Origin of the sequence: Flavobacterium sp. (assembly GCF_035299005.1) — a bacterium.
Taxonomy (GTDB): Bacteria; Bacteroidota; Bacteroidia; order Flavobacteriales; family Flavobacteriaceae; genus Flavobacterium.
In genome coordinates this window covers 491,546-514,931 of sequence record NZ_DATGXL010000014.1, presented here as the reverse complement: position 1 = coordinate 514,931, position 23,386 = coordinate 491,546, and the positions used below count along the sequence as shown (strand labels likewise).

20 protein-coding genes are annotated in these 23,386 nt (G+C 33.6%); 10 read left to right on the top strand and 10 right to left on the bottom strand.

Annotated features, from left to right (window positions below):
• Nucleotides 1–37: 37 nt before the first annotated feature.
• From VK164_RS11225 to gdhA, 5 genes are all read right to left on the bottom strand, one after another.
• Nucleotides 38–418: a TraR/DksA family transcriptional regulator gene (locus VK164_RS11225; RefSeq protein WP_166235543.1), complete on the bottom strand. Its 381-nt coding sequence runs from the start codon at nucleotides 416–418 to the stop codon at nucleotides 38–40.
• Between the two features lie 52 nt (nucleotides 419–470).
• Entirely contained in the window at nucleotides 471–3,872 is a 3,402-nt protein-coding gene (gene ileS / locus VK164_RS11220; RefSeq protein ID WP_324209429.1) for an isoleucine--tRNA ligase, read from the bottom strand.
• Between the two features lie 79 nt (nucleotides 3,873–3,951).
• Nucleotides 3,952–4,665 (bottom strand): DNA repair protein RecO, encoded by a 714-nt coding sequence (recO, locus tag VK164_RS11215; protein ID WP_324209428.1) that lies wholly within the window; start codon nucleotides 4,663–4,665, stop codon nucleotides 3,952–3,954.
• Nucleotides 4,665–6,953 carry a two-component regulator propeller domain-containing protein gene (locus VK164_RS11210; protein ID WP_324209427.1) on the bottom strand — a complete coding sequence of 763 codons (2,289 nt, stop codon included), beginning with the start codon at nucleotides 6,951–6,953 and terminating at the stop codon, nucleotides 4,665–4,667. Before VK164_RS11210 ends, recO begins: the two co-directional genes overlap by 1 nt.
• A 118-nt stretch (nucleotides 6,954–7,071) precedes the next feature.
• On the bottom strand, nucleotides 7,072–8,415 hold the full coding sequence (gdhA, locus tag VK164_RS11205; RefSeq protein ID WP_324209426.1) for an NADP-specific glutamate dehydrogenase: 1,344 nt from the start codon (nucleotides 8,413–8,415) through the stop codon (nucleotides 7,072–7,074).
• 257 nt (nucleotides 8,416–8,672) lie between these two features.
• Here gdhA and VK164_RS11200 point away from each other — a divergent pair, with 257 nt between their 5' ends.
• The gene (locus tag VK164_RS11200) at nucleotides 8,673–9,449 is read left to right on the top strand and encodes a THC0290_0291 family protein (protein WP_324209425.1); all 777 of its coding nucleotides are present in this window, start codon (nucleotides 8,673–8,675) and stop codon (nucleotides 9,447–9,449) included.
• Nucleotides 9,450–9,511: 62 nt separating this feature from the next.
• Here the strand turns inward: VK164_RS11200 and VK164_RS11195 are convergent, their stop codons facing one another.
• The gene (locus tag VK164_RS11195; RefSeq protein ID WP_324209424.1) at nucleotides 9,512–10,654 is read right to left on the bottom strand and encodes a cystathionine gamma-synthase; all 1,143 of its coding nucleotides are present in this window, start codon (nucleotides 10,652–10,654) and stop codon (nucleotides 9,512–9,514) included.
• 29 nt (nucleotides 10,655–10,683) lie between these two features.
• Nucleotides 10,684–11,139, bottom strand: a complete 456-nt coding sequence (locus VK164_RS11190; RefSeq protein WP_324209423.1) for a DinB family protein — start codon at nucleotides 11,137–11,139, stop codon at nucleotides 10,684–10,686.
• Nucleotides 11,140–11,219: 80 nt separating this feature from the next.
• Here VK164_RS11190 and VK164_RS11185 point away from each other — a divergent pair, with 80 nt between their 5' ends.
• The 9 genes from VK164_RS11185 to VK164_RS11145 all read left to right on the top strand — a co-directional run bounded on the left by VK164_RS11185 (nucleotide 11,220) and on the right by VK164_RS11145 (nucleotide 18,875).
• The gene (locus VK164_RS11185; protein ID WP_324209422.1) at nucleotides 11,220–11,576 is read left to right on the top strand and encodes an arsenate reductase family protein; all 357 of its coding nucleotides are present in this window, start codon (nucleotides 11,220–11,222) and stop codon (nucleotides 11,574–11,576) included.
• The gene (locus VK164_RS11180) at nucleotides 11,569–12,453 is read left to right on the top strand and encodes a DMT family transporter (protein ID WP_324209421.1); all 885 of its coding nucleotides are present in this window, start codon (nucleotides 11,569–11,571) and stop codon (nucleotides 12,451–12,453) included. Before VK164_RS11185 ends, VK164_RS11180 begins: the two co-directional genes overlap by 8 nt.
• 80 nt (nucleotides 12,454–12,533) lie before the next feature.
• Entirely contained in the window at nucleotides 12,534–13,394 is an 861-nt protein-coding gene (locus tag VK164_RS11175) for a YicC/YloC family endoribonuclease (RefSeq protein WP_324209420.1), read from the top strand.
• 78 nt (nucleotides 13,395–13,472) lie between these two features.
• The gene (gmk, locus tag VK164_RS11170; RefSeq protein WP_324209419.1) at nucleotides 13,473–14,045 is read left to right on the top strand and encodes a guanylate kinase; all 573 of its coding nucleotides are present in this window, start codon (nucleotides 13,473–13,475) and stop codon (nucleotides 14,043–14,045) included.
• A gap of 78 nt (nucleotides 14,046–14,123) precedes the next feature.
• Entirely contained in the window at nucleotides 14,124–14,705 is a 582-nt protein-coding gene (gene nadD / locus VK164_RS11165; protein WP_324209418.1) for a nicotinate (nicotinamide) nucleotide adenylyltransferase, read from the top strand.
• A gap of 1 nt (nucleotide 14,706) precedes the next feature.
• Nucleotides 14,707–15,420 (top strand): hypothetical protein, encoded by a 714-nt coding sequence (locus VK164_RS11160; RefSeq protein WP_324209417.1) that lies wholly within the window; start codon nucleotides 14,707–14,709, stop codon nucleotides 15,418–15,420.
• 69 nt (nucleotides 15,421–15,489) lie between these two features.
• Nucleotides 15,490–16,656 carry an iron-containing alcohol dehydrogenase gene (locus VK164_RS11155; protein WP_324209416.1) on the top strand — a complete coding sequence of 389 codons (1,167 nt, stop codon included), beginning with the start codon at nucleotides 15,490–15,492 and terminating at the stop codon, nucleotides 16,654–16,656.
• 74 nt (nucleotides 16,657–16,730) lie between these two features.
• Entirely contained in the window at nucleotides 16,731–17,726 is a 996-nt protein-coding gene (locus tag VK164_RS11150; RefSeq protein ID WP_324209415.1) for an NAD(P)H-dependent glycerol-3-phosphate dehydrogenase, read from the top strand.
• Nucleotides 17,727–17,897: 171 nt separating this feature from the next.
• Entirely contained in the window at nucleotides 17,898–18,875 is a 978-nt protein-coding gene (locus VK164_RS11145; RefSeq protein ID WP_324209414.1) for a TerC family protein, read from the top strand.
• A gap of 63 nt (nucleotides 18,876–18,938) precedes the next feature.
• Here the strand turns inward: VK164_RS11145 and VK164_RS11140 are convergent, their stop codons facing one another.
• The 3 genes from VK164_RS11140 to pheS all read right to left on the bottom strand — a co-directional run bounded on the left by VK164_RS11140 (nucleotide 18,939) and on the right by pheS (nucleotide 23,325).
• Nucleotides 18,939–21,737, bottom strand: coding sequence for a GH92 family glycosyl hydrolase (locus VK164_RS11140; protein ID WP_324209413.1), 2,799 nt, complete (start codon nucleotides 21,735–21,737; stop codon nucleotides 18,939–18,941).
• Between the two features lie 113 nt (nucleotides 21,738–21,850).
• Entirely contained in the window at nucleotides 21,851–22,258 is a 408-nt protein-coding gene (locus tag VK164_RS11135; RefSeq protein WP_264548503.1) for a hypothetical protein, read from the bottom strand.
• Between the two features lie 47 nt (nucleotides 22,259–22,305).
• Complete coding sequence (gene pheS / locus VK164_RS11130) at nucleotides 22,306–23,325, bottom strand: phenylalanine--tRNA ligase subunit alpha (RefSeq protein ID WP_324209412.1); 1,020 nt, start codon at nucleotides 23,323–23,325, stop codon at nucleotides 22,306–22,308.
• Nucleotides 23,326–23,386: the final 61 nt, after the last annotated feature.

Sequence of the window (23,386 nt, the reverse complement as noted above, 5' to 3'; positions counted from 1 at the left end):
GCTCCAAAGGGAGCGTTATTCAAATTTTGTAAAAAGATTAACGTTGTAAATTCTTAGCTTCTATACTCATAGTAGCATGAGGAACAATTTTTAATCTTTCTTTTCCTATTAATTTGCCTGTAACTTTACAAATACCATAAGTTTTGTTTTCGATACGAATTAAGGCATTTTTTAAATCTCGGATAAATTTTTCTTGACGAATAGCTAACTGCGAATTGGCTTCTTTACTCATTGTTTCGCTTCCTTCCTCAAATGCTTTAAACGTTGGAGATGTATCATCTGTACCGTTATTTAAATCATTCATATATGCGCTTTTAATAAGCTCTAAATCGCCTTTTGCTTTTTCTAACTTGTTTTGAATAAGTGCTTTAAATTCTGCTAAATCAGCATCTGAATATCTAACTTGCTCCTCTACCATAATTTCAATTTTTTATAGTGTTAAACGTGTTTTCAGCAAATCTTTCGATTTCCTATTTTGAAATTAATATACTTGTTTTTATATCATCAAACTCAATTTCTATACCATTTTCGATTTTTTCTTCGAAAATTAATGATTCTGTTAAGGTTTCTGATTTAATGTAAGCAGAATTTGACAAAACAGCTTCCTCTAATTGTGGGTTCTTTTCCATTTTTACAACTATCTTATCAGTAACCTCAAAACCTGAATCCTTTCTAATATTTTGAATACGATTGACTAACTCTCTTGCAACTCCTTCTTTTCTCAATTCATCAGTAATTGTAATGTCTAATGCAACTGTAATTCCATTAGAATTTGCAACTAACCAACCTTCGATATCTTGAGAAGAAATCTCCACATCATCTAATGATAAAGTTATACTTTTTCCCGAAATATCAATAATCAACTCGCCATCACGTTCTAATTTTGCAATTTCTTCTTGTTCAAAACCCTGTATCTCTTTGGAAATCAAACCCATATCTTTTCCAAAACGTGGGCCAAGGGTCTTGAAGTTTGGTTTAATTTGCTTTACTAAAACACCCGAAGCATCATCTAATAACTCAATTTCTTTTACATTTACCTCAGCTATAATTAGGTCAGAAACCGCCTCGATTTCAGCACGTTGATTAGCGTCAAGCACAGGAATCATAACCTTTTGCAACGGTTGACGCACTTTTATCATTTCCTTTTTACGTAGTGATAAAACCAACGAAGAAACTGTTTGCGCTTTCAACATTTTACTCTCTAACGACTTATCAACAAAGTTTTCAACCGAAATTGGAAACTGCGCCAAATGTACACTGTCGTAATTTTCTGACGATGTTGCTAACGTTAAATCTCTGTAAAGTTTATCCATAAAGAATGGTGCAATTGGCGCTCCTAATTTAGAAACGGTTAACAAACACGTATAAAGCGTTTGATAAGCAGCAATTTTATCTTGCGCATAATCTCCTTTCCAAAATCTTCTTCTACACAAACGAACGTACCAGTTACTCAAGTTTTCCTGAACAAAATCAGAAATAGCTCTTGCCGCTTTTGTTGGTTCGTAATCTGCATACGCTTCATCCACTACTTGAATTAAAGTATGTAACTCTGATAAAATCCAACGGTCGATTTCTGGTCTTTCTTCTAATGGAACTTCCGCTTCACTATAAGTAAATCCATCAATATTTGCATATAACGAGAAGAACGAATACGTATTATATAAAGTTCCAAAGAATTTTCTTCTTACCTCAGCAACACCTTCAATATCAAATTTTAAGTTATCCCAAGGATTTGCATTCGAAATCATGTACCAACGCGTAGCATCTGGACCGTATTCTGCCAAAGTAGTAAATGGATCAACCGCATTTCCTAAACGTTTCGACATTTTCTGTCCGTTTTTGTCCAAAACTAATCCATTTGAAACTACGTTTTTGTAAGCGATTTTATCAAAAACTAATGTTCCGATTGCGTGTAATGTATAGAACCAACCACGTGTTTGATCTACTCCTTCCGCAATAAAATCTGCTGGAAATGCTTTATTTTCGTCAATTAAATCTTTATTTTCAAATGGATAATGCCATTGTGCATAAGGCATTGCGCCTGAATCGAACCAAACGTCAATCAAATCTGTTTCACGTTTCATTGGTTTTCCTGATGGAGAAACTAAAACGATGTTATCCACTACATTTTTATGTAAATCCACTAAATCATAGTTGGATTCGCTCATGTCACCAATTTTGAATCCTTTGTACGGATTTTCTGTTTGGAAACCAGCAGCGATTGATTTTTCGATTTCGTTGTATAATTCTTCAACGGAACCTACCAACATTTCTTCGGTTCCATCTTCACTTCTCCAAATTGGCAAAGGAATTCCCCAATATCTTGAACGCGATAAATTCCAATCGTTAGCATTTTTCAACCAATTTCCGAAACGACCTTCGCCTGTTGCTTTTGGTTTCCAGTTGATGGTTTCGTTCAAATCGAACATTCTATCTTTGATTTCGGTTACGTTGATGAACCAAGAATCTAACGGATAGTATAAAATTGGTTTGTCGGTTCTCCAACAATGTGGATAACTGTGTACGTATTTTTCGACTTTGAAAGCCTTATTTTCCTCTTTTAATTGAATTGCGATTTCTACGTCAGCTGAACGTTCTGGTGCTTCACCATCGTTGTAATATTCGTTTTTAACGAATTTCCCGGAATAATCTCCTAAACCTTGGATGAATCTACCTTGTAAATCAACCAATGGAACAGGATTTCCGTTCTCGTCTAAAACCAACATTGGCGGAACTTCTGGTGTTGCTTCTTTAGCTACTTTAGCATCATCAGCTCCGAAAGTCGGTGCAGTATGAACAATTCCAGTTCCGTCTTCTGTAGTTACGAAATCACCCGAAATTACTCTAAACGCATTTTCTGGATTTTGATATGGCAACGCTAAAGGCAATAATTGTTCGTAAAGAATTCCTACTAAATCAGCACCTTTTGCTTCGGCTAAAATTTGGTATGGAATCTTTTTATCTTCTGATTTATAATTTGCAAAATCAGCTTCTGATTCAGCTACAAAATACTTTCCTCCAAATTGCTTTCCAACTAAATTCTTAGCTAAAACTACATTTACTGGTTCAAAAGTATATTGATTGAACGTTTTTACTAAAACATAATCGATTTTTGGACCAACCGTCAATGCTGTGTTTGATGGCAAAGTCCAAGGCGTTGTCGTCCAAGCTAAGAAATGAACCGTACCAAAGCCTTGTAAGAAGCTTGGTAATGTTTCATCTTTTGCTTTAAATTGAGCTACAATCGTAGTATCGGTAACATCACGATATGAACCTGGTTGGTTTACTTCGTGCGAAGATAAACCTGTTCCTGCTTTTGGCGAATAGGGTTGGATTGTGTAACCTTTGTATAGTAAATCTTTGTTATAGATTTGTTTTAGCAACCACCAAACTGTTTCCATGTATTTGGATTTGTAAGTCACATACGGATCTTCCATATCCACCCAATATCCCATTTTTTCGGTCAAATCGTTCCAAACGTCTGTATAACGCATAACAGTTCTTTTACACGCTTCGTTGTATTCCGTTACTGAAATGGTTTTTCCGATGTCTTCTTTGGTGATGCCTAATTCTTTTTCGGTACCTAATTCTACAGGCAAACCGTGTGTATCCCAGCCGGCTTTACGCTTAACCTGGTAGCCTTTTTGAGTTTTATAACGACAAAAAATATCTTTAATCGCACGCGCCATTACGTGGTGAATTCCCGGCAAACCATTAGCTGATGGTGGTCCTTCAAAAAACACGTAAGGTGTAGCTCCTTCACGAGAAGTTACCGATTGTTCAAAGATGTTGTTTTTTTTCCAAAAATCAAGAACTTCTGATGCTACTGTTGGCAAGTCAAGTCCTTTGTATTCAGTAAATTTTGTACTCATTTTGTCGCTTTCTTAAATCAATTTGCGAAAGTAATGATTTAAAGGTAAAAGGCAAAAGGTAAAAGGCAAAAGTTAAGATTTAGGAAAAAACTTCTTTTAAAACTTCTAAGGATTTAGGCTTTTTGAATCCTTCAAGATGCAATGTGTAAAAATCTAAGAGGATTTTTAGCAAAATTTGGCGTTCAATTCCTGCAAACACTTTTTGGTCAGCATCAAATTTTAAATCCAATAATTTTTTGAACAAATGCGTTTCGTGTTCTGTTAATGAATTTACACTTTGAAATGGCGTAAAATACCCTTCTTTTGTATCGAAAAAAGGGAAATCAATTTCCGTTACATCTGGATAAAAACCTAGGTATTTTGTCACTTCCATCATTAAAATTAGATGAAAATTTGTCATTTCATCGTGTGTATCTAACCAAAGCAAAGCCGTCTCTAAAAAAGAAAATAAGTTTTGATTTTTTTCTTCTTCTTTGATGGCGTGATGCAAAATTTCGGAAAGAAAAATCACAATGGTGCTTTTGACAACATCAGTGTTTATGGAATAATAGCTGTGTGCTAATCGAATTTCTTTAAAATGTTCAAGCGTACCTTTATTTTTATGATTGGCTTCGATTTCAATAATCGTTAACGGTTGAAAATAGGCGATTTTTTGATTTGCTTTTTTGTTAGAATAGGCACTTTGTACAAAATAACTTTTTAATCCGTCACTTTCGGTAAAGCATTTGACAATCAAGCTTTTTTCTTGAAATTTCAATGATGAAAGAACAATTGCTTTAGTTTTTACTAGCATTATCGAATAATCATCACTTTTTTAACTGTAGAATCCATTCCGTCTTCTGAGGCTACAAAAATCATATACACACCAGAAGCTACTTTGTATTTGCCAAACGCAGTAGTGTCCCATTCAATTGTTCCGCCAGAAGTAGTAGTTTCATGAACTAAATTCCCTTCGATATCTGTAATTTTTACATTTGCTTTATCAGTTAATCCGCTAATTTTTACCGTTCCTGAAAACTCTGGACGCACTGGGTTTGGATAAACATATACGTTAGCTAAGTCATCACTTGGCTTGGTTGATGTACCTAAAAACGACACCATTCCTTTATCTGTTGCAAAAAACACTTCACCAGACACACCATCAATTTCTATGTCGTTTATATTATTACTAGGCAAAGGAGAATTGTTTTTTGTGAATTGATAAATTGTTTGCTGCCCATTTGCAGAAACCAAAAACACACCTCCATCAGCAATTGACACCCATTTTCTGTTTGCTCCGTCAACTGCAATATCTAAAATAGTTTGTTGGTAAAACAACTCTTGTGCTAAATCTCCTTCTTGAATAATAATTGAATTTGCTGTTAATTCCGTTTCGGTTATGAATCTATCAACAGAAACTACTCTTAATCCTGAGTAAGTTCCAATCCATAATTGATTTCTGTTGTCAACAGCTACACATCTTACATCATTATCTGGTAAATTTCCTGTTGTTGAATTTAACACTATAAATTTATTGTTGTAATTTTCATTAAATGCAATTAATCCGTCATTTATTGATGGAATCCATTTTGTTTTGTTTTTATCAATTGCCATTGGTCCATATCTTCCCGTTGCTACCGTTGGAGCAATTCCGGCCAAACTATAAGATTGCCATTGACCATTTACATTCAGAACTTTTATTGCTCTTTCTACAAAGGCATTTGTCATCCATAGATTTCCATCTTTATCAAAAGCTGGACTGTTTACCCTAACATCAATGTATGCAGGATTTGGTGGTGTAAGAACAAGCGATTCCAAACCGTTTGGACCTGTATTTGCTTGATTAAAAAGTTCAATTGTACCTCCTTGAATTTTTAATAATCCTGAAAAATAAGAAGTCGCATAAATTTGTGTTTGATTATTAGGGTTGATTACCAAATCACATACTGATTTTGCTTGAAAAATATCATTATATGGAATTAATTCCCAGCCGTCATCCTTTGAATACTTACTAATTCCAAATTCATCTAATGCATATGGGTTGTACAATCTAGAATAATCTCCATAAACTGCCCACAGATAATTTAGTGCTTTTTTTACTCTGAAAATATAATTTCTTACAGGTCCGTTTGGAGACATATTCTCAAAAACCGTTGGATTTGCTAAATCAGTTGAAAACAAACCGTCTTTTTCTGTTCCTATATATAATTTAGCTCCAACAACTGTTGCTGCAGTAAATGCTGCATTAAAATTTGGAATTGAAGTTATATTTGCTAATTGATTAAAGGTTTGATTTAATACATAAACATGATTTGAAGTAGTAACTATTAACTCTGTTCCATTAGTTTTTATTTTTAAACCTGCCTGTGAGTGATTTAAAATTTCTTGAAAAACAGTTCCGTTATAACGATAAGTTCTTGCGTTAGTATTCATCCCAATTAATTCGTTATTGAAAGTTACAATTCCTGACCAATAACCACCATCAAAGGTTTGCCATTGACTAAAATCATACAAGTTTGGATTGGTTAGATTTCCTTTTCGAATACCAAAATCTCTAGTTACTGCATAAATCTCATTGCCTAAAACTGTGGTTTGTAATACTTGTGTTTCTTCTCCCGAAGTCCCAATAAAATAGGTAATTATGAATTCCGATGTAGCAACATCAACTACAGAAATGCCATAATCTGTTGAAATATAAAGTCTTCCATTATACTCATAAAAATCATTAATCTTCTTTTTGTTTGGCGGCACAGGCACTTCATTAATAATATCAACCTTTGTTGTTATTGAGCCGTCTGAATTAATTATTAACAACAAGCCATTAGTGTTTCCAACAAAAGTTTTATTTGAAAATTCAGAATGATGAATTGTAGTTATTGACTCGGGTTTTAATCCATTTATGGAATTATAAATAGTTAAATCACTTGAAAGAAGTGCTTTTGAAAAAACAGCATTTTGAGTTGCTGCAAATACTTCACCTGTTGTGCTTTCAACATCAACAATTTCGTTGTATGAAAAATAACCTTTCCATAACTGATTGTTTTGTTGTGCAAAAAACAACTGAGAAATAAAAATTAAATATATACAAATGATTTTTTTCATTGCAAATGTTTACTACAAATATAATACAAACGTATTAATTTCAATTTTGATATGTGAATGTATAAAAAAAGCGCTTTCAAATAAATGAAAACGCTTTTAATATTTAATATCTATGCTTTTAAACTACTCCTTGAGCTAACATTGCATCAGCAACTTTTACGAAACCTGCAATATTTGCGCCTTTTACATAGTTAACATAACCATCCGATTCTGTTCCATAAGTTTTACATTGACTATGAATTCCAACCATGATGTCTTTTAATCGCATATCAACTTCTTCACTTGTCCAATTTAAACGAATAGAATTTTGCGTCATTTCTAAACCAGAAGCAGCAACACCTCCTGCATTTGCAGCTTTACCAGGAGCAAACAATACTTTTGCATCTAAAAATTGTTTAATTGCATCAAGTGTACATGGCATATTAGCTGCTTCAGTAACGCATATAACGCCATTTGCAATTAATTTTTTAGCATCTTCTTCATTTAATTCATTTTGTGTCGCACATGGAATTGCGATATCAACTTTAGCTTCCCATGGACTTTTCCCTTTATGAAAAACAGCACTTGGATATTTTTCTACAAAAGCTTCCGCTCTGTTGTCTCCACTTGCTCTCATTTCTAGCATGAAATCTATTTTTTCGCCAGAAATTCCATCCGCATCATAAATATATCCATCAGGTCCAGAAATTGTCACCAATTTTCCTCCTAATTCATTAACTTTCAAAGCAACACCCCATGCAACATTTCCAAAACCAGAAATAGCAACTGTTTTACCAGCAATTTTTTCTCCTTTAGTTTTTAACATTTGCTCTGTAAAATAAACCACTCCATATCCAGTAGCTTCAGGGCGAATCAAAGAACCTCCATAAGCCAAACCTTTTCCAGTTAAAACTCCCGTAAATTCATTTCTAATTCTTTTATATTGACCAAACATATAACCAATTTCTCTTGCTCCAACACCAATATCTCCAGCAGGAACATCTAAATCTGGTCCTATATGACGACATAATTCTGTCATAAAAGATTGACAAAAACGCATCACTTCAGCATCTGATTTTCCTTGTGGATCAAAATCAGAACCTCCTTTTCCACCTCCCATTGGAAGTGTAGTTAAACTATTTTTAAAAACCTGCTCAAAAGCTAAAAACTTAAGAACTGATAAATTTACTGTGTTATGAAAACGGATACCACCTTTATAAGGTCCAATCGCCGAATTCATTTGAATACGGAAACCTCTGTTTACTTGAATTTCTCCTTTATCATCAACCCAAGGCACTCTAAAAATCACAGCTCTTTCAGGTTCTGCAATTCTTAACAACAAGTTTTTTCCGTCGTATTTTTTATTATCAGCTATAAAAGGAATAACTGTTTCTGCAAATTCTTTTACAGCTTGTAAAAATTCTGGTTCATTTGGATTTTTGGCTGACACTTGAGCCATAAAATCATTAATTTTTTGTTCCATCTTTATTCTAAAATAATTTAGATCAATTAATCTATTTACTCAATTATTTGCTTAATAAAACGTTTTCGTAATTTTAAGTCGACAAATATACATTTTAAATATTACTTGTTATATTTTTAGCAAAATTTTATAATTGCTGTTATATATTTTTTTAACCATGAAAAAATTGACAATAATTTAAACAAGAAAAAGGATGTTTTTTTTTTGAAGTGTTGTTTGTTTTTATATATTTGTCCGATAATGGAAAAATTATAGCAATGACTAAAAAATGTAAAACCCTACTAATATTGCTTTTAGGCGTAAATTTTTCGATGACAGCTCAATTTGGCTTTTCGCATGAAGTTGGTGCTTTTGTTGGAGGTGTAGCAATGCAATCTGATTTTGGAGTAAGACACGATTTTGACACAAACAAAGGAAATACTGGGTTTGCTGTTGGTTTAGTTCACTATCTTAATTTTTCATATAGAGCTGAGTGTAACTGTTATACTCCTGAAACTTATTTCAACGACCATTTCAAGTTACGTTCAGAATTATCTTATAATAGCACGAACTTAGAACATTTTGGGAAATGGGTAGATAAAAATTCTATTACAGGTAACCAATTAAAAGCTATGAAAGGCGAAGCTAAAGTCACTGACATAGGTATGCAATTAGAATATTTTCCATTAAGTATTAGAGAGTTTACTGCTACGGATGGTGCTTGGGGTCCATTTATTGGATTAGGGGCTCATTATACATTTTTTCAAAATGGAACGTATTCTGAATTAGGAGCAATGGATACCCCAATTTCAACTCCTGTTAAATATTATGGAGCTTGGTCTAATGAAGGAGGAACTACTTGGTCAGTAGTTGCAAGTGTAGGTTCAAGATATAAATTAACTGAATTGTCAGATTTATTTGTTGAATTAAGATGGCAATACTATTTTTCTGACTGGGTTGATGGTTTAAATCCCGATCCAAATTTATGGCCAGAAAACAAAGCTAACGATTGGAATGCTTGGTTTCATTTTGGATACATTTATTACCTAAATTAATAAACTAAACATAAAAAATCCCGATTCTCACGAATCGGGATTTTTATTTATAACTATTTCCACTACTTGAAAGCTTGTTCCAAATCGGCTAACAAATCTTCGATATCTTCAATTCCAACACTCAAACGAACTAAATCATCTGAAATACCTACTTCTTTTCTTTTTTCTTCAGGGATTGAAGCGTGTGTCATTAAAGCAGGATGATTAGCTAATGATTCAACTCCTCCTAACGATTCTGCCAAAGTAAACACTTTTAAATTTTCTAAGAATTTAATTGCGTCTTCTTTTTTACCTGATTTAAAGGTAAACGTTACCATTCCACCAAAACCACTCATTTGCTTTTTAGCAATTTCATGAAACGGATGAGAAGCTAATCCTGGATAATAAACTCTTTCCACTAAAGAATGATTGTTCAAATATTCCGCTACTTTTTCTCCATTTTCACAATGACGTTGTACACGTAAATGCAATGTTTTGATTCCTCTTAAAACCAAGAAAGAATCCATCGGCCCTAATGTTGCTCCTGTTGCAAATTGTTTAAAGTGTAATTCTTCACCCAATGCTTTGTCTTTGATAATTAAAGCGCCTGCTATTACATCTGAGTGACCTCCTAAATATTTTGTCGCCGAATGCATTACAATATCAGCACCTAAATCCAATGGTTTTTGTAAATATGGTGTTGCGAAAGTATTATCTACTGCAAACAAAATATTGTGCTTTTTTGTAATTTGAGCAATTGCAGCAATATCAGCCAATTTCATTAATGGGTTCGTTGGTGTTTCTACCCAAACTAATTTTGTGTTTTCATTGATTAACGATTGAAACTTCTCCAAATCATTCATATCTACAAAATGAAATTTGATGCCGCTGTCTTTATATAATCGTGTAAATAATCTGTACGTTCCACCATATAAATCATCCATTGCAATGATCTCATCACCTGCTTTAAACATACGTAATAAACAATCAGTTGCCGCTAATCCAGAAGAAAAAGCCAAACCTCTTGCGCCATTTTCGATACTTGCTAAAGCATCTTCTAAAGCGGTTCTAGTTGGGTTTGCTGCTCTGCTATATTCGTAATCGCCAATTGGTTTTCCAGGGCTACTTTGTACATAAGTCGAAGTTTGAAATACTGGTGGCATTACTGCTCCTGTTACTTTTTCATGATGCTGTCCACCATGTATTGTTTTTGTATTGAATTTCATTTTTAAAAATTTTTACAAAGGTAATAAGATTAAAGGAATTTTTTGATTTGTAACATAATTCCCAAATGAATACCCTCATGATAATTATTAAATTCCATTGCTTCTTTCCAAGTTCCTAAATGAAACCCTGTTTTAGTTTGATATGGATGAAATTCTTTAAAAACACCTGCTTCAAAATCAGCTTTCGTTTTTTCAACCATTTCTGAAAGTAATTTCTTAATTCCATCTACTTCAGCTTGCGTAGTTTTTCCATCTGGACGCGAACCGTTTTGATATTTTTCAAAAAGAGAATCAGGAATATGCATTGGTAAACCCGATAGCGCATAAACCAATTTCTGTTGGGAAACAATAACGTGACCAATGTTCCAAATCAAATTATTGCTCATTCCTGCTGGAATTGTATTCAATTGCTCTAATGAATAGTTGTCTAAAAAATTTTGATATAATCCTCGGCTGGTTTGCCAAATTCTAAAAGTTGCTTCCATTACTTAATTTTTTATAAAATTACTGATTTTTAGAATTCAAAAGACTGTATTTTTGTGCCAGAAAATGAAAAACCAATAAAATGAACAAAATATACTATTTGGCTTCGTGTGATACGTGTCGAAAAATCATCAAATCATTACCTAATTCTGATAAATTGACGTTTATTGATATTCGCCAAAATCCAATTTCGGAAAGTGATTTGGAAGAAATGTACCAATTAGCAGGAAGTTACGAAGCACTTTTTAGTAAAAAAGCACAATTATATAAATCATTAGGATTAAAAGATAAAAATCTAACTGAAGCCGATTTCAAAAAATACCTTTTAGAACATTACACATTTTTGAGTCGTCCTGTTGTTATTTTTAATAATGAAATTTTTATCGGGAACACACAACCCAATGTCCTTAAATTAACAAAAGCCCTTCAAAGTGTCTAAAAGAAGTTGGGCATTATTTGCCGCTACCTTAGTTTCCATCATTTACGGCGTAACTTTTACGATTGCTAAAGATGTTATGCCAAAATATGTTGACGCATTCGGATTTATCGTTATGCGTGTTGGTGGTTCGGTAATTTTATTTTGGCTGATTTCATTTTTTGGACCCAAAGAAAAAATCGCAAAAGCAGATTTTCCTCGAATTGTTGCTGCAGCGTTCTTTGGGGTAGCCTTCAACATGCTGACTTTTTTCAAAGGATTGAGTTATACTTCGCCCATTATGGGAGCCGTTTTAATGGTTACAACACCTATGATTGTTCTAGTTCTATCAGCATTCATCATGAAAGAACGGATGGAAAATCGAAAAATTTTAGGAATCATTCTAGGCTTAGCTGGTACCGTAACTTTAATTTTGTACGGAAAATCATTGGTAAACGCTACAAATGCGAGTTTAGGAAATTTATTGGTTTTTGTAAATGCAGTTTCTTACGGATTTTACTTAATTATCGTAAAGAAATTGATGGATAAATACAACGCGTTTACATTCGTAAAATGGATATATACTTTTGGTTTCTTGATGGTATTACCTTTCGGTTGGAGCGAATTTCAAGCCATAGATTTTGCTAATTTACCAACTGATATTTTCTGGAAAATTGGTTTTGTAGTCGTGTTTTCAACCTTCTTAACCTATTTACTAAATTTAGTTTCCATGCGCGAACTTAAACCCACAACTGTTGCGGTTTTCATTTATTTACAACCACTTTTTGCAACTATTTTCGCAGTAAGTCTAGGAAAAGACGATTTGAGTTTAGTTAAATTGATTTCGACGGTGTTGATATTTGTTGGAGTTTATTTGGTTACCCAAAAGAAATCTGCTTAATAATCAGAAATTCTTTACTGAACACTAAAAACTGAACACTGAACACTTTTTCTTATCTTTGAAGACATTTTTATAACAATATGATACAATCCATGACGGGTTTTGGGAAAGCTTCTTTGCAATTACCAACCAAAAAAATTACCGTAGAAATCAAATCGCTAAACAGTAAAGGTTTAGACTTAAATACACGTATGCCTTCTGTTTTTCGTGAAATGGAATTGGGTTTACGTAATCAAATTTCGCAACGTTTAGAGCGTGGAAAAGTAGATTTTTCGCTTTATATAGAAGTAACTGGCGAAGAAACAACATCAAAAATCAATGTGCCGATTGTAAAAGGATATATCAACCAAATGAAAGCGGTTATTCCAACTGCAGATGAAACGGAATTAATGAAAATGGCCGTTCGTATGCCCGATGCTTTAAAAACAGAGCGCGACGAAATCGATGAAAACGAATGGAAACAAATCCAAACCGTGATTGATGAAGCCTTGGAAAACATCGCTAATTTTAGAAAAGATGAAGGCGCTTCTTTGGAAAAAGAATTTCAATTGCGTATTTCAAACATCAATAATTTAATGAACGAAGCGGTTTCTTACGATGCTGAACGCGTTGAAACAGTAAAAACTCGTTTAAGAACTGCTTTAGATGAATTAAAAGTAAATGTTGATGAAAATCGTTTTGAACAAGAATTGATTTTTTATCTAGAAAAATACGACATTACCGAAGAAAAAGTCCGTTTGGGCAACCATTTGAACTATTTCTTAGAAACTTTAAATGGAACTGAAGCTAACGGAAGAAAATTAGGTTTCATTACGCAAGAAATGGGAAGAGAAATCAATACTATGGGCTCGAAATCCAACCATACCGAAATGCAAAAATTGGTGGTAATAATGAAAGATGAATTGGAAAAGATTAAGGAGCAAGTATTAAACGTTTTGTAGTTTAAGCCACAGATTACACAAATTTTCACGGATTAAAATCGTTATAATCCTTTAATCCGTGGCAAAAATAACAACACAATGACTAAAGGAAAATTATTAGTATTCTCTGCGCCATCAGGTTCAGGAAAAACCACTATAGTAAGACATTTATTAGCCCAACACGATTTGAATTTAGAATTTTCGATTTCGTGTACCACACGCGCGCCTCGAGGCGAAGAAGTAGATGGAAAAGATTATTATTTCATCTCTTGGGACGAATTCAAAAAACACATTAAAGCGGAAGATTTTGTAGAATGGGAAGAAGTATATACCGATAATTTCTACGGTACTTTAAAAGCCGAAGTAGAACGCATCTGGGCTCTAGGAAAACACGTAATTTTTGATATTGACGTAGCAGGTGGATTGCGTATTAAAAGTAAATTTCCAAATGAAACATTAGCTGTTTTTGTAAAACCTCCGAGTGTTGACGAATTAAAACGTCGTTTAAAACAACGTTCTACAGAAAGCGAAGACAAAATCAACATGCGTATTGCAAAAGCATCGGTAGAATTAGCAACCGCACCACAATTTGACACCATCATCAAAAATTATGATTTAGATGTGGCAAAAGAAGATGCGTATCAATTGGTAAAAGATTTTATTAGTAAATAGGTAAAAGGTATTGGGTAAAAGGTTACGCAGATGAACCCAAAACCCAAAACCCAAAACCCAAAACCCAAAACCCAAACAATGAAAATAGGTCTGTATTTCGGAACGTTTAATCCCATTCACATTGGGCATTTAATTATTGCCAATCACATAGCAGAGCATTCTGATTTGGATCAAATTTGGATGGTGGTTACACCACACAATCCGCACAAGCAGAAAAGTTCGTTGTTAGATGATTACCATCGATTGCACATGGTGCATTTGGCAACGGAAGATTATCCGAAAATCCAACCTTCGAATATCGAATTCAAACTACCACAGCCGAATTATACCGTAAATACCTTAGCACATTTACAAGAAAAATTTCCGAAACACGAATTTTCTTTAATTATGGGAGAAGATAATTTGAACTCACTCCACAAGTGGAAAAACTACGAAGTCATTTTGCAAAACCACGATATTTATGTCTATCCGCGACTAAATTCAGGTGAAATTGACGAGCAGTTTGTAAATCATTCAAAAATTCACAGAGTTGGCGCGCCGGTAATTGAATTGTCCTCAACGTTCATACGCGAAAGCATTAAAAACGGTAAAAATATAGTTCCGATGTTACCCAATAAAGTTTGGGAATATTTGGAGCATAATAATTTTTATAAGAAGTAGAGTGAGTTTTAGTGCCAAAATATATCATAAAAATAAGAATATCCCATTTTATAAAAAGTGGGTAACTTCTGAATTAATTACATGGTGTTGTTTGACTATCTTAATGCTTTGCATTGGAATACTAAGCTTAAATAAAGAATTCCTAAAAATAAGTTTTTTAGAAAATTTATCTCTACTACTAGCCATACTTTCGTTATTACTTCTAATCATAGCGGGTTTTAAACGATTTTTTGAACACGAAAAACTTAATGGAAAATTACAAGGTGAAATTTCATTAAATGAAAATTCAATAATTATAAATAATGAAACATATTTATTTAACAAAATTAAAGATTTCAAAATTGGATTTGGAAATAAATATGGTGATTTAACTGGAAATACCAAAATTGGACCAATGTATTCTCAAGGGTTAAACAATTCTGTTTCATTTTATAATGAATCAAAGTACATCGAAGTTTTTTTCCAATTAAAAACAGAAAATCAATTAAACTCCTTAAAGCAAGATTTATATTTTTATGTAATAAACGAAGTTCTTCCATTAAATACAAGAACTTTACAATATGTAGATAAAAAATTTAAACACACGAATGAATTTAAAAACTTAATTCATAAGTATATTAAAAATGGCACTTTTTCATGTACTGAAGGGTTATTGATAATTGGCTATTCTTCTGATAAAGAAGCAAGTGAATTGCGAAAAAAATATTGCTCATAACTTAACATTCCTTTACCATTCGTTCCCAATCCCATTGCGTAACTTTGTGTTTTAAAAAAATAAAATGTTATGCTAAACTTCGAATTATACAATCCTGTAAATTATGTCTTTGGAAAAGGACAAATTGAAAAACTAACTGATTTAGTTCCAACAAACACTAAAATTCTTATCGCTTATGGTGGCGGAAGTATCTTTAAAAATGGTGTTTACGACCAAGTAAAAGCCGCTTTACCGAATCATGATATCATAGAATTTGGTGGCATTGAACCGAATCCTCGTTTTGAAACTTTGATGAAAGCGGTTGAAATTATTCGTGCTGAAAAAATTGGTTTTATCTTAGCTGTTGGTGGCGGAAGCGTAATTGATGGCGTGAAATTTATTTCTGCTGCCGTTAATTTTGAAGGCGATGAAGCGGATATCTTGAAAAAACGAATTTTATTCAAAGATGTTGCTAAAGTGATTCCTTTCGGAACGGTTTTAACGTTACCAGCAACAGGTTCGGAGATGAATTCAGGCGCTGTAGTTACGATTGAAGCTACACAAGAAAAACTAACCTTAGGCGGAAGTGCTTTATTTCCAGTATTCTCAATTGTAGATCCAACAGTCATTACTTCGTTACCAAAAAGACAATTGCAAAACGGAGTTGTGGATGCGTTCACGCACGTGATGGAGCAATATTTGACTTATACACACGATGCTTTATTACAAGACCGAATTTCAGAAAGTATTTTACAAACGCTAATCGAAATTGGTCCCGATGTAGTGGAAAATCCGAATGATTATAAGTTAGCATCAAACTTTGTTTGGAGTGCCACCATGGCGTTAAATGGCTTAATTCAAAAAGGAGTTCCTTCGGATTGGGCAACGCACATGATTGGTCATGAATTAACAGCTCTATACGAAATTGATCATGCGAGAACGTTGGCTATCATTGGTCCAAATTTATACCGCGTAATGTTCGATACGAAAAAAGACAAGTTAGCACAATACGGGCAACGCGTTTGGAATATTCAAGGTAATTCAACCGAAGAAATTGCAGAAAAAGCGATTGAAAAAACAGTTGAATTCTTCCATAAAATGGGAATGAAAACCAAATTATCGGAAAACACAGAAAATTACGAAAAAACTGCTGATTTTATCGCCAATCGATTTGAAGAAAGAGGTTGGAAAGTGTTAGGAGAAAAGCAAAATATCACCATCGAAAAGGTAAAAGCAATCGTAGAAATGAGTTATTAAAATCGCTTCTCGCAAACGTTTTTTGTAAATCCTTTTAAAATGATTATTTTTGATTTTCTAAATCGAAACACATAATGGAAAAAAAGCCAAAATTTGCAGTCATTGGAGGAGGAAGTTGGGCTACTGCAATTGCAAAAATGCTTTGTGAAAACCAAGAAGAAATAGCTTGGTACATGCGAAGCACCTATGCAATAGAGCATTTGAAACATCAAAAACACAACCCAAATTATTTAAGTTCAGTTGCGTTTGATACTAATAAATTAAAACTTACAAACGATATCAACGAAGCAGTTGCTTATGCTGATTATGTGATTTTTGTGGTTCCTTCTGCTTTTTTAAGCAAAGAATTAGAAAGTTTAACCGAAAGTTTAGAAGGAAAAATAATCTTTTCTGCGATTAAAGGAATTGTTCCAGAATCGAGCTTAATTGTGGGTGAACATTTTCATACCAAATATGATATTCCTTTTGAAAATATTGGAGTAATTACTGGTCCTTGTCACGCGGAAGAAGTAGCGATGGAGCGTTTATCTTATTTGACCATTGCTTGTAGCGATAGAAAAAAAGCCAAATATGTTGCTAAAAACTTAAGCTCCCATTATATAAAAACTAAAACCACAGATGATATTATAGGAACAGAATATGCAGCAGTTTTGAAAAATATATACGCTATTGCTGCCGGAATTGCTCATGGCTTAGGTTATGGTGATAACTTTCAAGCGGTTTTGATGAGTAATGGAATTCGCGAAATGAAAAAATTCATTCGTAAAGTGCATAAAATGAAGCGAAACATTAATAATTCTGCCTATTTAGGTGATTTATTGGTAACTGGATATTCCGTTTTTTCTAGAAATAGAATGTTTGGAAACATGATTGGAAAAGGCTACACCGTAAAATCAGCACAAATGGAAATGAGTATGGTTGCCGAAGGATATTACGCTGTAAAAAGTGCTTATAAATTAAATCAAGAATATGGAGCTGATACTCCAATTATTGATGCAGTTTATGAAATTTTATACGAAAGCAAAGAAGCAAAAGCTGTTTTTAAAGAATTAACCGATAAATTAAATTAATTTTAATTCTTCGCATTAAAACAATTAAGAGATGTAAATAATTGATTTTCATTTGTTTATATCTTTTTTTGTAAAAAATAATATTTTGTAAAACATTGATTTATAATCAATTAACATCGTTTGTCTTGGTGTAAAATAGAAATAGTATTTTCGCCAAATAATAATAAAAATATGGACAATCTTATCAACCATCCTGGTATTATTACTGCATTCACCATCACTATTTTGGCAATGCTTATTCTTGATTTAGGTGTATTAAACAAAAAAGGACACGTGGTTTCTAATCGTGAAGCGGCAATTTGGTCAGCGGTTTGGATTTCATTAGCCATGGGATTTAGTGCTATTATTTACCACTACATGGGAAGCGAGAAATTCATGCAATTTCAAGGCGCATATTGGATTGAAAAAGCACTTTCGGTTGATAATTTATTTGTGTTTATTTTGGTTTTTGGTTATTTCAATGTTGCAAAAGAAGCCCAACACAAAGTATTATTTTGGGGTGTAATTGGTGCTTTGGTTTTTAGAGCTATTTTTATTTTTACCGGAGTTTGGTTACTGAATTACACCTATTTACCCGAAATGGAATTGTTTGGACAAGTAGTAAAAATCAACTATTTATTGACTGTTTTCGGAATTATTCTAATTGTTGCGGGAATCAAATCGGGCTTTAGCAATGAAGAAGATGAAGGCAGTAAAGATTTTAGTAAAAGTGCAGGTTCTAAATTTGTACACAGGTTTTTTAAAGTAAGTCCGAATTTTGATGGCGATAAATTTTTCACCATCCAAAACGGAATCAAAATGGCAACACCTTTGTTTGTTGTTGTAGCGATTGTTGAGTTTACCGATTTATTATTTGCTGTGGACAGTATTCCAGCGATTTTTGCCATTGCACCAAATGACCCGTTTATTTTATATACATCAAATATCTTTGCTATTTTAGGATTACGTTCGTTGTATTTCTTGTTGGCGAACTTTATGTATATGTTTAGCAAATTAAAATATGGATTGGCCATCATCTTAACTTTTATCGGTGTAAAAATGATTGTAGCGCCGTTTTACCATATTGAAACTACTGTTTCGTTGTTGGTGGTTGGAGGCGTATTAATCTTGTCTGTAGTCGCTTCTTTATTGTTTCCTGATAAAGATTAATTTTAAACTATATATCCAATAAAAAAGGTTGTCTTAGCGGACAACCTTTTTTATTTGAAAGCTTTACTTTATCGTAATCTCATCTACAAAAATAAATGCATCGCCACCAGCGCCTTGATGCCATTCTGGTAATTTACCGAAGTTTTTTGCGATTACTTTTACGTAACGTGCTTTTTTATCTTTGGTTTCGTTTGAAGTGAAATTCAAAATCGTATTTTCCTCTAATTTTGGATCTAACGTATTGTTTACCGAACCGAAATACGTAAAATTCACATTGTCTTCCGAAACATAATAGTCCACTTTTGTTGGCATTAAAATCCAAGAACGTTGGTCTTGTAAAAAACGTGCTGAAATTTCATTAACACTTTTTACTTCTTTTAAATCCACAACCGCTTCAAAATCTTGTGATTGATATCCTTGCCAATCGCCTTTTCTCCAGTTTTCAGTTCCTAAAATACCATCTAATAACCCTTCTGGACCACCAGCATGATATTGCGGATTGTAAATCGATTTGATATTGATGCTGTAGTTGTTTGGTTTTTTGAAGAACGTTGCGGAAATGGTGTTGCTTTGTCCTTCATTTGTCTTTACATAAGCTTCAATTGTTGATGTTTGTGATATTTCAAAAGGTTTAGAATATTTTACGAACATTTTCTTTGCCAAATGATCGTCTTTATCATTAATCATAAAATAAATCACATCATTTAAGTATTGAGACTTCAATTCAATTTTCAAATTATCTTTAAACGCTTTGCTTTCTGATTGAATTACTGGAACGGGGATAATTTCATAATAGCTTAAAGGATAATAATCTAATTCGAATACTTCATCTCCTTCCTTTTCAAAACCAAAATCAGAAAATATATCTTTGAATGATTCATTTATTGTCTTTTTTTCATTTTCAACTGAAACTTTAATTTTTTCAAAATTTGGTTTAACTGTTGCCCATAAAATCATATCTCCTGGAGTAACATCATAAATCCCCATCGAACTCAACACATACCAAGCACTCATTTGACCGCAATCTTCGTTTCCAATTAAACCATCTGGCGTATTAGTGTAAAAATTATCTAAAATATAATGCACTTTTGCTGCCGTTTTTTCCGGTTTTTCTACATAATTGTACAAATACGCCATGTGGTGACTTGGTTCGTTTCCGTGTGCATATTGCCCAATTAAACCGGTGACATCGACTTGCTCTCTTCCAGTAGTTTTGCTTTCGCTGTTGAACATTTCGTCTAACTTGGCTTCAAATTTTTCAGGTCCGCCGTAGGCTTGAATCATACCGTAAATATCTTGTGGTACGAAAAACGAGTATTGCCATGAATTGCCTTCGGTAAAATTATTATTGACTTCTCTTGGATCAAAAGGTTTGTCCCAACCTCCGTTTTTCTTCGGACGCATAAAACCGGTTTCCCAATCGAAAATGTTTTTCCAATTTTGAGAACGTTTCATGAAATATTGGTAATCTTCTTGCTTATTTAAAATTTGCGCCATTTGAGCAATACACCAATCGTCATAAGCATATTCTAAGGTTTTGGAAACGCTTTCGTGTTCGTCGTCAATAGAAATGAAGCCGTTTTTCTTGTACGCATCCAAACCTAAAACATCGCGCATCGCAGAAGCTTTACTGGCTTCAAAAGCCTTTTCGTAATCAAACCCTTTTATTCCTTTTGCCATCGCATCTGCAATTACAGAAACAGAATGATAACCAATCATACAATCGGTTTCATTAGAGGCCAATTCCCAAACCGGTAATCTGCCGCCTTGTTCGTATTGTTTGATGAAAGTATTGATATAATCGGCAGTTCGTTTTTTATCAATCAAAGTGTACAACGGATGCGCACCTCTAAACGTGTCCCACAACGAAAAAACCGTGTAGTAATCAAATCCTTCTGCAACATGAATTTGGTTATCTCTACCGCGGTATTTTCCGTCTAAATCTTGTGCGATATTCGGTTGCATCATCGTGTGATACAAAGCCGTGTAGAAAATCGCTAACTTATCTTTATCATCAGACGTGACTTCAATTTTTGATAATTCTTTATTCCAAGCCGCAATAGCATCTTTATGAACTTTATCGAAATCCCAATGTTTAATTTCGGAACTGTTTAATTTAGCTCCTTCATAACTCGTTGGCGAAAGCGAAACTTTTACGAGAATTTTTTCGCCTTTTTTTACGTTCCCTTTTTTAGGATGTATAATAAATCCATTTTGCATTGAGTTATTATAATATTCAAAAAACATTGGTTGATTAAATTCTATCCTAGCCCAAATTTGTTGGTTTCTTGCCCAAGCTTCACTTTGACGATAAATTTCAATAGTTTTATCATTTATTATTTTATAATCTTTCCCTATTAATTTATCCCTATGATTCAAATCTAACATTATATGTGGTCGACATTCATCATGAAAAGTATATTCATGAAAACCAACACGTGTTGAAGTGGTTAACCTAACATCAATATTATATTTATCTAAATGTACTGAATAAAATCCTGCAGAAGCTTTTTCATTTTTATGTTGGAATTTTGAAGAATACAATTTTGAATCTAGAGTATTAATTCCAACCGTTGGCATCAACATGATGTCACCATAATCTGAAACACCAGTTCCGTTCAAATGCGTGTGGGAAAATCCGTAAATCAAATTATCCGAATAATGATAACCTCCACAGCCATCCCAACTACCATCGATTCTGGTATCTGGAGACAACTGCACCATTCCGTAAGGAACTGTTGCGCCAGGAAAAGTGTGTCCGTGACCGCCTGTTCCAATAAATGGGTTGACGTGTTTGGCGAAATCTTGTGCTTGGGAAATTGTAGTAGTTAAAAAGGCTAAAGCAATAAGAAATGGTTTCATGTTGTGTTGTTGAAAAAATTTCTTAAAGGTAAAAATATTTTCTTTTTAAAAACAAAAAACCACGAATACAAAATCAGTGCATTCGCGGTTTTACTATTTTGATTTACGAAAATCTAATTTGCGAAAACACCTCTTTTGTTGATAATTGGTAAATCGGCAGTAGCTTTTTCGTTGATGGAATTGGTTCTAAAAACAAAGGTTTTATCGAATAATTGTCCGTTTGCGAAGTATGACAACATGAATTCGTTATTCAATTGTAAGACGTTGTTTTCCAATAATTCAACTTTAACGGCGGTTCTTGGTTCAACTTTAGCAAACGCATGACGAAAAGTTCCCGTTTTGCGTTCTTCGCCATTGATTAAACCGTAAGCGCGTGAAACTACCATAGCCATTTCTAGCAAATCATCGGTATCGTTTATTAAATAAGCGTACCAAGAATTCTCCATAAAATCGTCGTTCCATTCTTGAAAAGCTACAATGTGAACGTTTGCTACTTTTGGGATGATAATGTCTTTTTTCATATTTTGAAGAATCTTGACAGGTTTCGAAAACCTGTCAGGATTTTAAATTATATACTCGATTTGAATTGCTCTAAGAAACGAACGTCGTTTTCATAAAACATACGGATATCACCAATTTGGTATAACAACATCGCAATACGTTCTACTCCCATTCCGAAAGCGAAACCGGTGTGTTCGTCTGGATTGATACCACAGTTTTTCAAAACGTTTGGATCTACCATTCCGCAACCACCAATTTCTAACCAACCGGTTCCTTTGGTAATTCGATAATCGGTTTCGGTTTTTAATCCCCAATAAATATCGATTTCAGCACTTGGTTCTGTAAATGGAAAATACGACGGACGTAAACGGATTTTCGATTTTCCGAACATTTCTTTAGTGAAATACAACAACGTCTGTTTTAAATCGGCAAACGAAACGTCTTTGTCAATATATAAACCTTCCACTTGATGGAAAATACAGTGCGAACGCGAAGAAACAGCCTCGTTACGGAACACTCTTCCTGGAGAAATCGTACGAATAGGCGGTTTGTTGTTTTCCATATAACGCACTTGCACAGATGAAGTGTGCGTACGCAACAAAACATCAGGATTGGTTTGAATGAAAAACGTATCCTGCATATCTCTTGCTGGATGATATTCTGGTAAATTTAATGCGGTAAAATTGTGCCAATCGTCTTCGATTTCTGGACCTTCGGACACGTTAAAACCTATGGTTGAAAAAATATCAATCATTTGGTTTTTTACAATAGAAATTGGATGGCGCGAACCAATATTCATCGCTTCTCCCGGACGCGTTGTATCGCCGTAAATTCCTTTTGCTTCTTCTTTATTTTCTAAAGCATCTTGAATATTTTTTACCTTTTCTTCTGCCGAAGTTTTCAATTCGTTGATTACTTGTCCAAATTCTTTCTTTTGTTCGTTTGGAACATTTTTGAATTCGGCAAAAAAGTCTTTCAACAAGCCTTTACTTCCTAAATACTTGATTCGGAAGGCTTCTAATTGTTCTTTATTATCGGTTTGAAAAGCTTTTACTTCTTCAATATGGGCTTTAATCGTTTCTGTCATCGCTCGTTTTGTAAAATGCAAATTTAGTTATTTTTAGTGATTAGTAAATAAAAAAGTGAAT

Bases quoted from the DNA above. Each gene is read 5' to 3' on its own strand.
- VK164_RS11225 (WP_166235543.1), bottom strand. From the start codon at position 418: ATGGTAGAGGAGCAAGTTAGATATTCAGATGCTGATTTAGCAGAATTT.
- ileS (WP_324209429.1), bottom strand. From the start codon at position 3,872: ATGAGTACAAAATTTACTGAATACAAAGGACTTGACTTGCCAACAGTA.
- recO (WP_324209428.1), bottom strand. From the start codon at position 4,665: ATGCTAGTAAAAACTAAAGCAATTGTTCTTTCATCATTGAAATTTCAA.
- VK164_RS11210 (WP_324209427.1), bottom strand. From the start codon at position 6,953: ATGAAAAAAATCATTTGTATATATTTAATTTTTATTTCTCAGTTGTTT.
- gdhA (WP_324209426.1), bottom strand. From the start codon at position 8,415: ATGGAACAAAAAATTAATGATTTTATGGCTCAAGTGTCAGCCAAAAAT.
- VK164_RS11200 (WP_324209425.1), top strand. From the start codon at position 8,673: ATGACTAAAAAATGTAAAACCCTACTAATATTGCTTTTAGGCGTAAAT.
- VK164_RS11195 (WP_324209424.1), bottom strand. From the start codon at position 10,654: ATGAAATTCAATACAAAAACAATACATGGTGGACAGCATCATGAAAAA.
- VK164_RS11190 (WP_324209423.1), bottom strand. From the start codon at position 11,139: ATGGAAGCAACTTTTAGAATTTGGCAAACCAGCCGAGGATTATATCAA.
- VK164_RS11185 (WP_324209422.1), top strand. From the start codon at position 11,220: ATGAACAAAATATACTATTTGGCTTCGTGTGATACGTGTCGAAAAATC.
- VK164_RS11175 (WP_324209420.1), top strand. From the start codon at position 12,534: ATGATACAATCCATGACGGGTTTTGGGAAAGCTTCTTTGCAATTACCA.
- gmk (WP_324209419.1), top strand. From the start codon at position 13,473: ATGACTAAAGGAAAATTATTAGTATTCTCTGCGCCATCAGGTTCAGGA.
- nadD (WP_324209418.1), top strand. From the start codon at position 14,124: ATGAAAATAGGTCTGTATTTCGGAACGTTTAATCCCATTCACATTGGG.
- VK164_RS11155 (WP_324209416.1), top strand. From the start codon at position 15,490: ATGCTAAACTTCGAATTATACAATCCTGTAAATTATGTCTTTGGAAAA.
- VK164_RS11150 (WP_324209415.1), top strand. From the start codon at position 16,731: ATGGAAAAAAAGCCAAAATTTGCAGTCATTGGAGGAGGAAGTTGGGCT.
- VK164_RS11145 (WP_324209414.1), top strand. From the start codon at position 17,898: ATGGACAATCTTATCAACCATCCTGGTATTATTACTGCATTCACCATC.
- VK164_RS11140 (WP_324209413.1), bottom strand. From the start codon at position 21,737: ATGAAACCATTTCTTATTGCTTTAGCCTTTTTAACTACTACAATTTCC.
- VK164_RS11135 (WP_264548503.1), bottom strand. From the start codon at position 22,258: ATGAAAAAAGACATTATCATCCCAAAAGTAGCAAACGTTCACATTGTA.
- pheS (WP_324209412.1), bottom strand. From the start codon at position 23,325: ATGACAGAAACGATTAAAGCCCATATTGAAGAAGTAAAAGCTTTTCAA.